Raw genomic sequence first — 14,207 nt, 5'->3', positions numbered from 1 at the left:
GCCGCGGTGCACCTCACCTGCAGCACCGACCCCAAGGTCATCGCCGAAGCCGACTTCATCATCGTGGCCGTGCCCACCCCGGTCGACGACGCCCACCAGCCGGACTTCACCCCGCTGGTCAAGTCGTCCGAGAGCGTCGGCAAGTACATGAAGAAGGGCGCCATCGTCGTCTACGAATCCACCGTGTACCCCGGCGCCACCGAAGAAGTGTGCATCCCCATCCTCGAGAAGTTCTCGGGCCTGAAGTGGAAGCAGGACTTCAACGTCGGCTACTCCCCCGAGCGGATCAACCCGGGCGACAAGGAACGCACCGTCACCAAGATCATGAAGGTCGTCTCCGGCGACACCCCCGAGACCCTCAAGATCGTCGCCGACACCTACGCCTCGGTGATCACCGCCGGCGTGTACCCGGCCAGCTCCATCAAGGTGGCCGAAGCCGCCAAGGTCATCGAGAACACCCAGCGCGACCTCAACATCGCCCTGATGAACGAACTGTCGGTCATCTTCCACAAGATCGGCATCGACACCCTCGAAGTGCTCAAGGCCGCCGGCACCAAGTGGAACTTCCTGCCCTTCCGTCCGGGCCTGGTGGGTGGCCACTGCATCGGCGTCGACCCCTACTACCTCACCCACAAGGCCGACATGCTGGGCTACCACCCGCAAGTCATCCTGGCCGGCCGTCGCATCAACGACAGCATGGGCAAGTACGTGGCCGAAGAGACCGTCAAGGCCATGATCCAGAACGGCCAGAGCATCAAGGGCGCCGACGTGATCGTGCTGGGCCTCACCTTCAAGGAAAACTGCCCCGACCTGCGCAACAGCAAGGTCATCGACGTGATCCGCGAGCTGAAGAGCTACGGCGTCAACGTGCACGTGCACGACCCTGTGGCCGAATCCGCCGAGGCCGAGCACGAGTACGGCGTGAGCCTCACCGCCTGGGACAGGCTGCCCAAGGCCGGTGCCATCGTCGCCGCGGTCGCCCACAAGGAATACGCCGACATGGGCGCCGCCCAGCTGTGCGAGAAGCTGCTCCCGGGCGGTGTGTTCACCGACGTGAAGAGCTTCTACGACCCCGCCGTGCTGGAAGCCGCAGGCGCTAGCGTTTGGCGGCTGTAAGTCAGACTGTAGGTGCATGAACAAAGGCAGCCGCAAGGCTGCCTTTGTTTTTTATGACCTGGATGAGGGCACCGGGGGCTGGACGTAGGGCGGAGCCCCTGGAGCCCTGTATTGACCTGACCTTAGCCGCCGACGGTAAGACTATACACGGCGCTCCAGTCGCCGACTCGTTGGTCCTTCACCCGGTAGATGGCCTTGTAGCTCCATGTGGCTGGGGCGGGCGGAAGCGGGCTGTTGTCCAGGACGCGAGGGGAGTTTGCTATGGTGAAGAGCACGAAGCCCTTCTCGTCGCCGCGGTCTGCCCAGATCTCGATTGCGTCGGCATCGCCCTTGGGCCACTGGATGTTGGGTTGGCCCGCCTTCTTGGTGATGTCGAGGGTTGGAATGGCACTGTCGTTGTCGACGATTTGTGGGGCGCCGATGATCTTGAGTTCCATTCCGATGTCTTCGGAGTAGTTCTTGGCAGCCTTGATGCGTGCAACAAGGCTGGTAAGGCGGGGAACGATGCCGTGAGGCACGGCGGGGGCTGCGGCCGGCAGGTGGGCGATGTGGGGGTAGGCCGAGGTGCCCTCGCCCCCGTCACGCTGCAGCTTCTTGAAGGCCGTCCAGCGTTTGGCCGTTGCGTGAACGGCTTCGTGGGACGAGAGGGTGTAGCGGAAGGCCGCGGCGTCGGCCTTGAGCTGGGTGATATGCGCCTCACCAAGTTCGAGGATTTCGGCCAGTGCGGGCAGGTGGTTGGCGAGATGTTCCAGCAGCTCCGCGCGGCCGCTGTCGTCGTTGGGAAGGTAGTAGCTCTTGGGCATGGTTCGCTCCTTTGGTAAGTGAGGTGGGACGAAAGAAAACGGGTGTTATCGTTAAGTTGTTGAAATTAAAGATATAAGCCTGTATTTCTGCTTGTGCCGGGATTGGCGCAATGTTTGCGGGATGTGCTGCAAACACTGCGGGATCTCCTGCAAGGATTGCCGGATGCTCCGGAAGGCCTGCCGGACGTCCGTGACGCATGGCCGAATGCCCGGCGGCTTGCGCGGGACGTCCGCCAATGGTTGCCGTATGTCCGTGAATGTTTGCCGGACGCCAGTGAGTGATTACGGGATGCCAGTGCACTGTTGCCGGATGTCCGTGAATGTGTGCCGTACATCCGTCGAACATTGCCGGGTGTGCTGCAAGGTGTGCAGGACGACCTGCAACATCTGCGGGAAGTGCCGAAGGGCTTGCGGGGGCCTGGGCAGGGCCGGCCGGGGCTGGGTGAGGGGTTGCAGGATGGGCTGCACGCATTTTCAAGTCTCATGGAATGTCTTGGGGGCTTGCCGGTGCGGCACCGTGTCGCAGCAATCGGGGAGCCCTGGCTTGCCGTACGGCATAAAATGGCGGCGATGATAGACCGGTTTGAAATTGATGTATACGTAAACAGGTTATCTGGAGTAAATTTGCTCGACGCCTGATCTTTACGTTTTTTCTTCCGGTCATTCATGCCTATGGATGTGAACATCGTTCACCATGGCGCCTTTCATGGCGTCACGGGGTCGTGCCATCAGCTTTTCATCGACGAGGCCCACAGCCTGCTGGTGGATTGCGGGTTGTTTCAGGGGGCGGAGACGTCGCCCGATGGCGGTTCGGCCTGCGACAGGCTTGAGATTCCTTTTCCGGTGGCGGGGGTGAAGGCGTTGGTGGTGACCCACGTGCACATCGATCACGTGGGGCGGATACCCTGGCTGCTCGCGGCGGGGTTCAAGGGGCCCATCCTGTGCAGCGAGCCTTCTGCCCGGCTGCTGCCGGTGGTGCTGGCCGATGCCTTTGCGGTGGGGGTGACGCGGGACGCGCGGCTGGTGGAGCGCTATCTGCAGATGGTGGAGGCGCGCATCCGGCCGCTGGCCTGGAACACCTGGCATACGGTGTTCGAGGGGCCGGCCGGCAGTTGCGGCATCCGCCTGCAGCGGGCGGGGCACATCCTGGGGTCGGCCTATGTGGAGTGCGATCTGGTGCGGCCGGGCCGGCCGCGTGCGCGGGTGGTGTTCTCCGGGGATCTCGGCGCCCCCCACGCGCCGATGCTGCCGGCGCCCCGGTCGCCCCTGGCAGCCGATGTGCTGGTGCTGGAGAGCACCTATGGCGACCGCCTCCATGAAGACCGCACGGCCCGCCGGGAGCGGCTCCAGCAGGTGGTGGAGAAGGCCCTGGGCAACGGTGGCACGGTGATCGTGCCGGCCTTCAGCATTGGTCGCACCCAGGAGCTGCTCTACGAGTTCGAGGACATTCTGTACCGGGAGCGACGCCAGCCCGGGCCCCACGCGGGGCGCTGGGCCACGCTGCCCATCTATCTGGATTCCCCGCTGGCGGGGCGCTTCACCCGGCTCTACCGGGAACTGCAGCCCTACTGGGACGAGGAGGCGCTGGCGCGGGTGCGGGCGGGGCGCAAGCCGCTGGCCTTCGACCAGCTGGTGGCCGTGGATGAGCACGCCGACCATGAGGCCAACGTGCGGCGGCTGGCCCGCAGCGGCGAGCCCGCCATCGTGATTGCCGCCAGCGGCATGTGTGCCGGCGGGCGGGTGGTGGGGTATCTCAAGGCCATGCTCCACGATGCGCGTCACGATGTGCTGTTCGTGGGCTATCAGGCCCGCGGCACCCCGGGCCATGTCATCCAGACCTGGGGGCCGCAGGGCGGTTATGTGGATCTCGATGGGGAGCGGATCGACATCCGGGCTGGCATTCATACGGTGTCGGGCTATTCGGCCCATGCGGATCAGGCGGGGCTGGTGCGCTTTGTCACCGGCATGCGCCGCCGCCCGCAGGAGGTGCGCCTGATCCACGGCGACGACCCGGCCCGCGCGGCCCTGCGCGAGGCCATCGAGGCCGCCACCGGCGGGCAGGTGAGGGTGAGCAACGGCGGGGTGGCGTGACCGGGCGCCGGTGCGATGCCGTGCGACGGGTGACGATCTGCGGGTAGGCCGGTTGCAGGGAGGCGGGCGGGCATCGGGTGGGCCGGTCTGTCGGGCTGACACGGCGGCGGCCGGTGCTTGCGGTCTCTCGCCCGTCGCGGCGGCCGGTGCAGGGAGGGTGGTGGGTGAACAGGCGGGGGCGGGGGCGTAGCTCGCTGGCTCCGGGGCGCGATGCCCGCCTGTCTGCCAGGGCTGCAGAGCCTGGGGCAGGCTGGGGGCCGCGGTGGGGGTGGTGAAGGGAAGCCCGGCCCATGCCCTCGGCGGTGCGGTCCGGCCGCGCGGCCATGACGACCTCGCCCTGCGCCACGACCAGGGCACGCCGGCTGCCCCTGCAACACATCTGCAGGCCATGGGCCGGCCCTTTTCCATCCATGCCGGCGGGCGATTTCCATCGGGATTCAATCTGGTGCCAGCGCAGGGCGGCGTGTTGCCCCAGAGTGGGCAGGGACGCGCTCTTCGTGCGGGGGGCGTCGCCACGGCGGGCGGCGATATTGCACAGGTGGGCGGCAGAACTGGCCCCTGTTGTTGGGGCAGCGGAATTGCGGGTGTGTGGGATTTGGCAAATACGACAGATACGCGTCTGTAGTATAGTGCAATGCAAATAAGCGCTAAATCAGGCGTCTGGCAGAGGTGGCGAGGTATCAAAAAGGAACGGCTCGTCATTCTTTTTGATCTTTTGCAAAATTTGACATTGCGCGGCTTGTGCCCGGAAAAGGCCCTCGTCGTGGATCGGTGCGGTTGCGGGGGCGGCTGGCCTTCGGGGCCGGGCAGCCGGTATTGCGGAGTGGCTCTTGAATCATCGTTCGTCGTTTGCCCAGTTCGTCCGCTTCGGCGTGTCCGGGGTGGTCAATACCGCTGTTTCCTATGTCACCTACGTGCTGTTGCTGCAGGTGGGCCTCAACTTTGCAATTGCGAATCTCATCTCGCTGGTGGTGGGGATGGCGGTGTCGTTCTACAACCAGGGGCGGTTTGTCTTCGGGAACGGCTCGCTCGACCGGCTGCCGCGGTTCGTGCTGCTGTGGAGCGTGCTTTACCCCATCAACATCCTGTTGATTTCGGTGTTCATGAACATGGGCTTCGGTGCGGCGGTGGCGGGAGCCATTGCGCTGGTGCCGATGACGCTGCTGTCTTTCTTCGGCCAGCGGCACCTGGTCTTCCATAGCGTGCGCAAATAAGGAACTGGAATGTCTACCAAGCTTGGAATCGTCATCCCCTGCTTCAACGAGGAGGAGGTGCTGCCGGAGACCTGTCAGCGGCTGGGTGTGCTGCTCGATTCGCTGGTGGCCGATGGGCTTGTCTCGGCGGATAGCGCGGTCTATTTCGTGGACGACGGCAGCCGCGATGCCACCTGGCGCCTGATCGAGCAGTTCCACGCCGCCGATCCGCGCCTGCGCGGGATCAAGCTGTCGCGCAACTGCGGCCATCAGCGGGCCCTGCTGGCCGGCCTGATGACGGCGGAGGGCGACGCCATCGTCTCCCTCGACGCCGACCTTCAGGATGACCCGGAGGCCGTGCGGGCGATGATCGTGGCCTTCGGCGAGGGTTCGGACGTGGTGTATGGGGTGCGCAGCAAGCGGGAGAGCGACACCGCCTTCAAGCGCATGACCGCCCAGGGCTTTTACAAGCTGATGATGAGCATGGGGGTGGATGTGGTGTACGACCACGCCGATTACCGCCTGCTGAGCCGTCGCGCCATCGAGAGCCTGCGCCAGTTCGACGAGGTGAATCTGTTCCTGCGCGGGATTGTTCCCTTGCTGGGCTACCGCAGCAGCAAGGTCTTTTACACGCGCAGCGAGCGGTTTGCGGGGGAGTCGAAATATCCGCTGCGCAAGATGCTGGCGTTCGCCATCGACGGGATCACCTCGTTCAGCGTGACGCCCCTGCGCCTGATCTCGGCGCTGGGCTTTGCGACCTGCCTGCTCAGCCTGGCGGGGGCGGCTTGGACGGTGTTCCAGAAGCTGGCGGGGGCCACGGTGCCCGGCTGGGCGTCTACGGTGGTGCCGATGTATTTCCTGGGGGGCATCCAGCTGCTGTCCATCGGGGTGCTGGGGGAGTACATCGCCAAGGCCTACCTGGAGACCAAGCGCCGCCCCCGCTACTTTGTGGATAAGGAGCTGCGATGATCGAAGGCACCCGAAACCGGTCCGGCGGCTGGCTGGCGATTGCCGGCGCGATCGCCGCGGCCCTCGCGTGGCGCCTGCTGGCTTTCAGCGGGCCGCTGGGCTCGGACGACGTCACCTATTTCGAGCGCGCGCTCGACGTTGCCAACGGGGTCTGGAGCACGGCCGATTACAACGGGGCGCTCCGCTACGGCTTCAACATTCCGGCCGGGCTGATGCTCAAGCTCTTCGGGGCGGGGGAGTTCCAGCTCAACCTGTGGCCGCTGCTGTGCTCGCTGCTGGAGATCGGGCTGGTCTGGTGGTTCTGCCGTCGGCGCTTCGATGGCCGGGTGGCGGCGATTGCGGCCTGCCTGATGGCGCTCACCCCGCTGCACGTGGCCACGGCGTCGCGCCTGCACGCGGACGCGGTGGCCAACATGTTCGTCACCTTGTCCTTCGTGGTCTTTCTCGAATCGGAGCGCCGCCGCTCGGTGCCCCTGGCCTTTGCCGCCGGGCTGGCCATGGGGGCGGTGTTCTGGGTGAAGGAGCTGCTGGGGGTGGCGCTGCTGGCCTTTCTGCTGTGGCCGCTGGCGGTGCGCAGGCTCAGCCTGCGCTGGCTGTGGGTGGTGCTGGGGGGCGGGTGCATGCTGGTGGGGCACTTCCTGCTGATGCAGGCGGTGGCGGGCGACCCGCTGCACGCCTTCAAGGTGGTGCTGTCTCACATCGGCCGCAATTTCATTGCCACCAAGGTTGAGGACGGGGCGTTTTACTACGTCTATTACCTGCTGCTGGATATCCGCCACACGGCGCTGCTGGGGCCGCTGGGGTTGATCGGGCTGTACCTGGGGCTGCGCCCGCGGGGCCTGGACGAGGCGTCGCAGGCGGCGGCGGTGAAGGACACGGCGTTCTGGCTGTTCGCGCTGCTGATCGTGCTGTCGCTGTTCCCGGTGTCGTTCTCGCCTTTCCGGCTGGCCATGAAGCAGGCCAACTACCTGGGCCTGTTCATCGCGCCGCTGGCTGTGCTGGCGGCGGTGGCGATCTGCCGCGTGGGCCACGGGTTGCGGCTGGCCGCGCTGGGCCTGATGGTGTTGCTGTCGGTGCCGCTGGGCATTCTGGAGTGTCAGGCTTACCGGGTGTTCATCGCCAACGGGCGGGGGCTGGTGTCTTACGCGCTGGCGAATCCGGATACCTTCATCCTGGGGTCGGCCAACAACTTCAAGATTGCCACCCTGTACGCGTACAGCCACGACGATCCGGCTTTCCTGCGGCGCTTCCGGATGCTCAGGCAGGGGGTGCCGATGCCTGCCGCTCCGGCCGGGCTGCGTACGGTGGTGGTCCGGGACCCGGAGACCATCGATCAGAACCCGGAGAACGACCTGCTGGCGCAGATTCCGCCGTGCTGGCGCCCGCTGGGGGCGGTGACGCCGGAAGGCATGGGCTTGCCGGGCCGTGTGACCGAGGCGGCGGCCCATCTGGCCCGAGGCCTGCCCGTGGTGGGCGCGCGGGTGGGCGACAAGCTCGACGCGCTGGCTCATCCCCGGCCAGCCACCCTGTGGGCGCCACCGCCCGACGACCCTGCCTGCCGTAATGCGGCGGGCGGAGCGACGCCCCGATAAGCAGCAGCGACGGCGGGGGGGCCGCGAGGGGCGATTCAGACTGGATGTGTGTCGGGCTGAGGCGGCCTGGACGGCCGGCCCCCGATGGGGGGGCGCCGGGCGATGCAGGCGCTTCAGGGGGCGAGTGCGGAGGGGTAAGGGGCCCGATGACCCGGGCCGGGCGTTGCTGCTGGCCGCGGAGCGCGGCCGGGCGGGGGGGCTGCTAGCGCGCGGTGGTGATCAGACCACCGCCTCCTGCTTTTCTTTCTTCACCTGCATGAACTGTTCGCGGCTCACGCCCAGCCACATGACCAGCGGGCTGGCGACGAGGACCGACGAGTAGATGCCGAAGCAGATGCCGATGGTGAGGGCGAGCGAGAAGTAGTAGAGGGTCTCGCCGCCGAACAGCAGCATCGAGAGCACCATCATCTGGGTGCTGCCGTGGGTGATGATGGTGCGGCTGATGGTGCTGGTGATGGCGTGGTCGAGCACCTGCGGGGTGGTGAGGCCGCGCTTCTTCTTGAAGGTTTCGCGCACCCGGTCGAACACCACCACCGATTCGTTCACCGAGTAGCCCAGCACGGCGAGGGTGGCGGCGAGCACCGGCAGGGAGAACTCCCACTGGAACAGGGCGAAGAAGCCCAGGATGATGATGACGTCGTGGAGGTTGGCGATGATGGCCGACACCGCAAAACGCCACTCGAAGCGCACTGCCAGATACACCACGATGCCGCCAATCACCAGCAGCAGGGCCATGGCGCCGTCGGAGGCGAGTTCCTTGCCCACCTGCGGGCCGACGAACTCGACGCGGCGCAGCTCGGCCTTGGGGCCGTCGATGGCGGCGAGGCTGGCCATCACCTTCTCGCTGACCTTGGCGGTCTCGTCGCCGGCGCGGTTGGGCAGGCGGATCAGCACGTCGCGGGCACTGCCGAAGTTCTGCACCTGGGCATCCTGATAGCCTTGCTTGGCGAGGGCGTCGCGGAGCTTTTCGAGGGCCGGGGGTTCGGCGTAGCTGACCTCCATCAGGGTGCCGCCGGTGAACTCGACGCTGAAATGCAGGCCCTTGGTGGCGAGGAAGAACACCGCGAGCAGGAAGGTGATCAACGAGATGACGTTGAACACCAGCGCGTGCTTCATGAAGGGGATGTCTTTGCGGATCTTGAAGAATTCCATGGCGGCGATGCGCTCCGTGCTGGAGTTGATGTTGCTGAGGTTGCCGTTGTCGGGCTGAAGTCCGACCTACAGGGTGCTGCGGGGGCGGGGGGGTTTGGGTCGTCGGCCCGACGCCCCGCCCGGAGGCATCAGATGCCCGGTTTCCACACCTGGCCGATGGCGAGTTTTTCGAGCTTGCGCTTCTTGCCGTAGATCAGGTTGACCAGCCCGCGGGAGACGAGGATGGCGCTGAACATGGAGGTGAGGATGCCCAGGCAGTGCACCACCGCGAAGCCGCGCACCGGGCCGGAGCCGAAGACCAGCAGGGCGATGCCGGCGATCAGGGTGGTGACGTTGGAGTCGAGGATGGTGTCGAAGGCCCGGTCGTAGCCGGCGTGGATGGCGGCCTGGGGCGTGGAGCCGTTGCGCAGCTCTTCGCGGATGCGTTCGTTGATGAGCACGTTGGCGTCGATGGCCATGCCCAGGGTGAGCGCGATGGCGGCGATGCCCGGCAGGGTGAGGGTGGCCTGGAGCAGCGACAGCAGGGCCACCAGCAACAGCAGGTTGGCGGCCAGGGCCAGCACCGACACGAGGCCGAACAGCATGTAGTAGGCGCACATGAAGATGGCGATGGCCACGAAGCCCCACAGGGTGGAGTGGAAGCCCTTGGAGATGTTCTCGGCGCCCAGGCTGGGGCCGATGGTGCGCTCTTCGATGATCTCCATCGGCGCGGCCAGGGAGCCGGCGCGCAGCAGCAGGGCGGTGTCGGTGGCTTCTTCGGAGGTCATGCGGCCGGAGATCTGCACGCGGCCGCCGCCGATTTCGGCGCGGATGACCGGGGCGGTGACGACCTCGCCCTTGCCCTTCTCGATGAGCAGGATGGCCATGCGCTTGTTGACGTTCTCGCGGGTCACGTCCTTGAAGATGCGGGCGCCGGCGGAGTCGAGGGTGAGGTGCACGGCGGCCTCGTGGGTCTGGCCGTCGAAGCCGGGCTGGGCGTCGGTGAGGCGCTCGCCGGTGAGGACGACCTGCTTCTTGACCAGCAGCGGGTTGCCGCCGCGCTCGGTGTATAGCTCGGTGCCCGGCGGGACGTTGCCCTGCAGCGCGGCTTCGAGGCTGCCGGGGCTGTCGTCTACCAGGCGGATTTCGAGGGTGGCGGTGCGGCCCAGGATGTCCTTGGCCTTGGCCACGTCCTGCACGCCGGGCAGTTGCACCACGATGCGGTCGAGGCCTTGTTGCTGGATCACCGGCTCGGCCACGCCGAGTTCGTTGATCCGGTTGTGGAGGGTGGAGATGTTCTGCTTGATCGCGCCTTCCTGGATGCTCTTCTGGGCGAGCTGGGTGAGGGTGGCGGTGAGCTTGTAGTCGGCGCCGTCCTGGCCTTCGACGAGCTGCAGATCGTTGGTGCTGGCGGCGATGACGCTCCGGGCGCGGGCCTGGGTTTCGGTGTCGCGGAACTTGACGACCACCGTCGAGCCCTCGCGGGCGATGCCGGCGTGGCGGACGTTCTTGTCGCGCAGCAGGGAGCGCAGGTCGCCGGCGGTGGCGTCGAGGCGCTTGGTGACGGCGCCCTTCATGTCCACCTGGAGCAGGAAGTGCACGCCGCCGCGCAGGTCGAGGCCGAGGTACATGGGCAGGGCGTGGATCGAGGTGAGCCACTGGGGGCTGGCCGACAGGAGGTTGAGGGCGACCACGTAGGCGGGGTCGGCCGCATCCGGGTTGAAGGCTCTCTCGATGGCGTCCTTGGCCTTGAGCTGGGTGTCGGTGTCGCGGAAGCGGGCGCGCACGCTGGTCATGTCGGCGAACAGGCCGTCATGGGCGATGCCGGCCGCCTTGAGGCTGTCTTCGACGCGGGCCATGGTGGCGGTGGCGTCGAGCTTGAGGGTGGCCTTGCCGCTGGAGACCTGGACGGCGGGCACCTCTCCGTAGAAATTCGGCAGGGTGTAGATCAGCCCCCACAGCAGGACGATGCCGATGAGGAGATTTTTCCAGAGAGGGTAGCGGTTCATGGTCTGGCGAAAAGGAGAGAGGACAGGCGATGCAGGGGCGGTGCGACGATGCGACGCGGCCGGTGTGGGGCACCGGCCGGCGGGCGATCAGAGCGACTTGAGGGTGCCCTTGGGGAGCACGGCGCCGATGGCCTGCTTCTGGACGACGATCTGGGTGTTGGGGGCTACTTCAACGTGCACGTAGTTGTCGCCGATCTGGGTGACCTTGCCGACGATGCCACCCTGGGTGAGCACTTCGTCGTTCTTCTGCAGACCTTCGAGGAGGGCCTTGTGTTCCTTGGCGCGCTTCAGCTGCGGGCGAATCATCAGGAACCACATCGCGACGAACACGAAGATCATCGGAAGATAGTTGACGAGTTGAGACATCGGCTCTTGTGCGGCGGCCGGGGCGGCCTGGGCAAAGGCGTTGGAAATCAGCACATTGAACTCCGGTGAGGGATGCAAAGGCGCAGATTATATCAGCGGGGGGAGGGGCGGCGACCGGTTTGCGCCGCCGGGGGCGAGCCCTTACTGCGGCTGGGTGAAGGGGACGAGGCGGGTGGGGAAGACCTTGCCGTCGGGGTGCTGGCCGATGAAGTCCCAGCGGCCGTCGAAATCCTTGTCGTGAAAGGAGCGGTCCCAGCGCTCGTCACGGTTGTCGTCGAAGACGATGACGTCGACCCGTTTGTCCTTGTTGAGGTCGAGCCAGGCTTCGTAGGGGGCGCGGCGGTCGTCGGGGTAGACGAGGAAGAGGTCGGGCTCGCCGTCGCAGTCGAGGTCGACCCGGACGACCTTGGCGTTGCGGGCGGTGTCCCGCAGGGTGCCGAGTATCCGGACTTCGCAGTTGGAAGGGGCCGGGCGGGGCGGTGGGGTGGCGACGGCGGGGGCGGGGGCGGCCTGGGGGGCCTGGGCGGCCGCCTGGGGCAGGTAGCGGTTGTCGGGGCGTGCCAGGAAGCGCTGCACCTCGTCGATGCCGATGGCGAAGTTGAGGGAGGCGGCCTTGGGGTCGATGAAGGCGTTGATGCCGAGGATGAGGCCGTCGTCGGTGAGCAGGGGGCCGCCGGAGTTGCCGGGCAGCAGGGGCGTCTGGGTCTGGATGACCTGGGCGCGGTGGGCGCCGGCCCAGGTGAAGTCGGGGCGGATCTGGCTGATCTGGCCTTTGGTGTAGCTCCAGGTCTGGCCCTTGGGGTGGCCGATGGCGTGGACGTCGATGCCGACCTTGAGGTCGTCCGGGCCGGCGAAGCGCAGGGGTTTGAGGTCGTCCGGCGGGGTGTCGAGGCGGAGCAGGGCAAGGTCGGCGATCTGATCCACCTTGACCAGGCGGGCCGTCTGGCGGGGGGCGAGGTCGATGCGGCCGTCGGGCCGGTAGAAGACCACGGCGTAGTCGCTGCCTTCGCTGACGACGTGGTGGTTGGTGAGGATGAGGCCGTCGGGGCTGACGATGGCGCCGCTGCCGAGGCTCGATTTACCCAGGATGAGCACCACCGAGCCGGCGTGTTCGGCGAAGAGTTGGGCGTCGCCCATGCTGCGTGGGCGCTCAGGGGTGCCGGCCGCGGGGGGCGGCAGGCTGCGCAAGAGCGGCGGTGAGGCCTGGTATTGCCGGAACCCGGCGTCGATGCCGTCGGCGGCCTGGAGGGGGGAGAGCCACCCGCCGCCGGCGAGCAGGGCGGCCAGGAGGCGGAGGGTGGGGCGCAGGCGCATGGGGGGCCTCACATCCGGATCATGTCGCCGCGCCCGGAGAAGCCGAGGGTGGGCGTCTGCTGGCCGGTGGTGCAGGGGTTGCCCTGCTGGGCCCAGATGCGGCAGGTCTGGCGGGATTCGTCGATGACCGGGGGGGCGACCCGCCGCTCGACCACGTCGCGCAGGACATCCTGCCCGGGGGCGGCGAGCAGGCCGCTGGTGAGGTAGCGGGTGAACAGGCCGCCTTTGGCGGCGCCGCCGTCGATGGCGGATTCGTCCGGGCGGGCCGCGGCGAGGATGGCGACGTTGCGGGGGCCGCTCACCGAGCGGCTGAGGAGCCCGGTGGAGGCGCCGCCGTTGCTCTTGCCAAGGGTGGTGCCGCGGGCCGAGACGACCACCACCGACTGGTTGACGGTGGCGCCGCCGGAGTGGCAGGTGTCGAGGATCATCACGATCCGGTCGGCGTTGCCGCGGACGCTGGCTTCGAGGAGATCCTGGAAGTCGGGCGCGGTGGCGGCCTGGCTGGCCTGGAAGTCGTAGAGGATGGGGCGGGCCATGCCTTGCCGCTTGTAATCCACCGGCGCGCCGTGGCCCGAGATGTAGAGGGCGATCAGGTCGTTGGGGCCGGCCTGGGCGGTGACCTGGGCGATGGTGCTGCGCACCTGGGCGGCGGTGGCGGCGCTGTTGAGCAGGACGGTGATGTTGTTCCGCGGGAAGCCGAGGCGCTGGAAGGTCTGTTCGACGTTGCGCACGTCGGTGGGCACGCCGGCGAGGTCGGAGACTTCGCCCTGGTTGAGCTGCCGCACCCGGCTGTAATCGGAGACGCCGATGAGGATGGCGTGGCGCTGGGCCGGGCGATCCATGGGGGCGGCGCCGGGCACCGGGGGCGGGGCGACGGCGATGGGCGGGGCGGCGGGGGCCGGGGCCGGCGGCGGGGCGGTGGCGACCGGCGGGGTGGCGGGCACGTTGATGGCGGGCTGGGGCGCGGCCGGTGCGGTAGGCTTGGGCGGGCGGGGCGGTGCCGGCGGGGCGGGCAGGTCGATGATCTGGGCTTCGTCGGCGGAGAGGGCGGCGTAGCCGGCGATCTCGTCGGGGGTGAGGGCCTTGAGCCGCTTGTCGATCTGGGCGACGAGGCTGGTGGCGGCCTTCTCCGCGGCGAGTTCCATGGCCCGGCGTTCGCCGAATTCCCGGACCTGGGCCTCGACGCTGGTGCGCATCACCGAGCGGCCTTCCTCGACGGAGAGCAGGCTGCTGCCGACGAAGACGCGGGCGGTGATGGCGACCTCGGCGGCGGCGACGTTGACGCCGGGGTCGGGGCGCAGGTTGCGGTACACCGAGTAGATCATGGAGAGGCCGGCGTCGGGGGCGAAGTTGACGATGACGTGGGGGCTCTTGTCGAGCGCCTTGAGCACGTCGGCCGGCGTGGCGGGGATGCGGTAGCCGCGGTGGAGGAGTTCCTTCTCGAGGGCGCGGGCGGCGGCCTGGATGGTGGGGTCGAGCCGGTTGGGGGCTTCGGCGTTTTCGCGCTTGTAGAGCAGGGTGACCGTGTCGGCGGGGATGGCGCCGGCGCTGGCCGCGAGGGGGGCGAGGAGCAGCGCGCCGAGGAGGGCGGCGCGCAGGCGCTGGAACAGGGCGGGCATGGGC

Annotated in this window: 11 protein-coding genes; 5 read left to right on the top strand and 6 right to left on the bottom strand. The window is 67.5% G+C overall.

Translation table 11 applies throughout. The annotated features are described in order from the left end of the window. On the top strand, nucleotides 1-1,116 hold a 1,116-nt coding region (locus ACE3N6_RS12240), incomplete at its 5' end, for a nucleotide sugar dehydrogenase (protein WP_374246053.1). 122 nt (nucleotides 1,117-1,238) lie between these two features. Here the strand turns inward: ACE3N6_RS12240 and ACE3N6_RS12235 are convergent. Then, nucleotides 1,239-1,919, bottom strand: coding sequence for a hypothetical protein (locus ACE3N6_RS12235; protein ID WP_374246052.1), 681 nt, complete (start codon nucleotides 1,917-1,919; stop codon nucleotides 1,239-1,241). Nucleotides 1,920-2,591: 672 nt separating this feature from the next. Here ACE3N6_RS12235 and ACE3N6_RS12230 point away from each other — a divergent pair. The 4 genes from ACE3N6_RS12230 to ACE3N6_RS12215 all read left to right on the top strand — a co-directional run bounded on the left by ACE3N6_RS12230 (nucleotide 2,592) and on the right by ACE3N6_RS12215 (nucleotide 7,764). Further along, nucleotides 2,592-4,010 carry an MBL fold metallo-hydrolase RNA specificity domain-containing protein gene (locus tag ACE3N6_RS12230; RefSeq protein ID WP_374246051.1) on the top strand — a complete coding sequence of 473 codons (1,419 nt, stop codon included), beginning with the start codon at nucleotides 2,592-2,594 and terminating at the stop codon, nucleotides 4,008-4,010. A gap of 830 nt (nucleotides 4,011-4,840) precedes the next feature. Continuing rightward, on the top strand, nucleotides 4,841-5,224 hold the full coding sequence (locus tag ACE3N6_RS12225; RefSeq protein ID WP_374246050.1) for a GtrA family protein: 384 nt from the start codon (nucleotides 4,841-4,843) through the stop codon (nucleotides 5,222-5,224). A 9-nt stretch (nucleotides 5,225-5,233) separates the two neighbouring features. Further along, the gene (locus ACE3N6_RS12220) at nucleotides 5,234-6,172 is read left to right on the top strand and encodes a glycosyltransferase family 2 protein (protein ID WP_374246049.1); all 939 of its coding nucleotides are present in this window, start codon (nucleotides 5,234-5,236) and stop codon (nucleotides 6,170-6,172) included. Next, nucleotides 6,169-7,764, top strand: coding sequence for an ArnT family glycosyltransferase (locus tag ACE3N6_RS12215; protein ID WP_374246048.1), 1,596 nt, complete (start codon nucleotides 6,169-6,171; stop codon nucleotides 7,762-7,764). The genes ACE3N6_RS12220 and ACE3N6_RS12215 overlap by 4 nt, the downstream gene beginning before the upstream one ends. A 219-nt stretch (nucleotides 7,765-7,983) precedes the next feature. Here ACE3N6_RS12215 and secF read toward each other — a convergent pair whose 3' ends face one another. From secF to ACE3N6_RS12190, 5 genes are all read right to left on the bottom strand, one after another. Beyond that, nucleotides 7,984-8,916 (bottom strand): protein translocase subunit SecF, encoded by a 933-nt coding sequence (gene secF / locus ACE3N6_RS12210; protein ID WP_374246047.1) that lies wholly within the window; start codon nucleotides 8,914-8,916, stop codon nucleotides 7,984-7,986. Between the two features lie 128 nt (nucleotides 8,917-9,044). Beyond that, on the bottom strand, nucleotides 9,045-10,904 hold the full coding sequence (secD, locus tag ACE3N6_RS12205; RefSeq protein ID WP_374246046.1) for a protein translocase subunit SecD: 1,860 nt from the start codon (nucleotides 10,902-10,904) through the stop codon (nucleotides 9,045-9,047). 87 nt (nucleotides 10,905-10,991) lie between these two features. Then, on the bottom strand, nucleotides 10,992-11,324 hold the full coding sequence (yajC, locus tag ACE3N6_RS12200; protein ID WP_374246045.1) for a preprotein translocase subunit YajC: 333 nt from the start codon (nucleotides 11,322-11,324) through the stop codon (nucleotides 10,992-10,994). An 87-nt stretch (nucleotides 11,325-11,411) separates the two neighbouring features. Next, nucleotides 11,412-12,584 carry a S1C family serine protease gene (locus tag ACE3N6_RS12195; RefSeq protein WP_374246044.1) on the bottom strand — a complete coding sequence of 391 codons (1,173 nt, stop codon included), beginning with the start codon at nucleotides 12,582-12,584 and terminating at the stop codon, nucleotides 11,412-11,414. Nucleotides 12,585-12,592: 8 nt separating this feature from the next. Next, nucleotides 12,593-14,203, bottom strand: coding sequence for a caspase domain-containing protein (locus ACE3N6_RS12190; protein ID WP_374246043.1), 1,611 nt, complete (start codon nucleotides 14,201-14,203; stop codon nucleotides 12,593-12,595). Between the last annotated feature and the right edge of the window lie 4 nt (nucleotides 14,204-14,207).

The organism is Zoogloea sp. (assembly GCF_041904905.1).
In the GTDB taxonomy this organism is placed as follows: Bacteria; Pseudomonadota; Gammaproteobacteria; order Burkholderiales; family Rhodocyclaceae; genus Zoogloea.
This window is presented reverse-complemented; position numbering and strand designations above follow the sequence as displayed.

Excerpts from the sequence above, each read along its gene's own strand:
- ACE3N6_RS12195 (WP_374246044.1), bottom strand. The coding sequence starts at position 12,584 with ATGCGCCTGCGCCCCACCCTCCGCCTCCTGGCCGCCCTGCTCGCCGGC.
- secD (WP_374246046.1), bottom strand. The coding sequence starts at position 10,904 with ATGAACCGCTACCCTCTCTGGAAAAATCTCCTCATCGGCATCGTCCTG.
- ACE3N6_RS12220 (WP_374246049.1), top strand. The coding sequence starts at position 5,234 with ATGTCTACCAAGCTTGGAATCGTCATCCCCTGCTTCAACGAGGAGGAG.
- ACE3N6_RS12190 (WP_374246043.1), bottom strand. The coding sequence starts at position 14,203 with ATGCCCGCCCTGTTCCAGCGCCTGCGCGCCGCCCTCCTCGGCGCGCTG.
- ACE3N6_RS12235 (WP_374246052.1), bottom strand. The coding sequence starts at position 1,919 with ATGCCCAAGAGCTACTACCTTCCCAACGACGACAGCGGCCGCGCGGAG.
- ACE3N6_RS12230 (WP_374246051.1), top strand. The coding sequence starts at position 2,592 with ATGGATGTGAACATCGTTCACCATGGCGCCTTTCATGGCGTCACGGGG.
- ACE3N6_RS12215 (WP_374246048.1), top strand. The coding sequence starts at position 6,169 with ATGATCGAAGGCACCCGAAACCGGTCCGGCGGCTGGCTGGCGATTGCC.
- secF (WP_374246047.1), bottom strand. The coding sequence starts at position 8,916 with ATGGAATTCTTCAAGATCCGCAAAGACATCCCCTTCATGAAGCACGCG.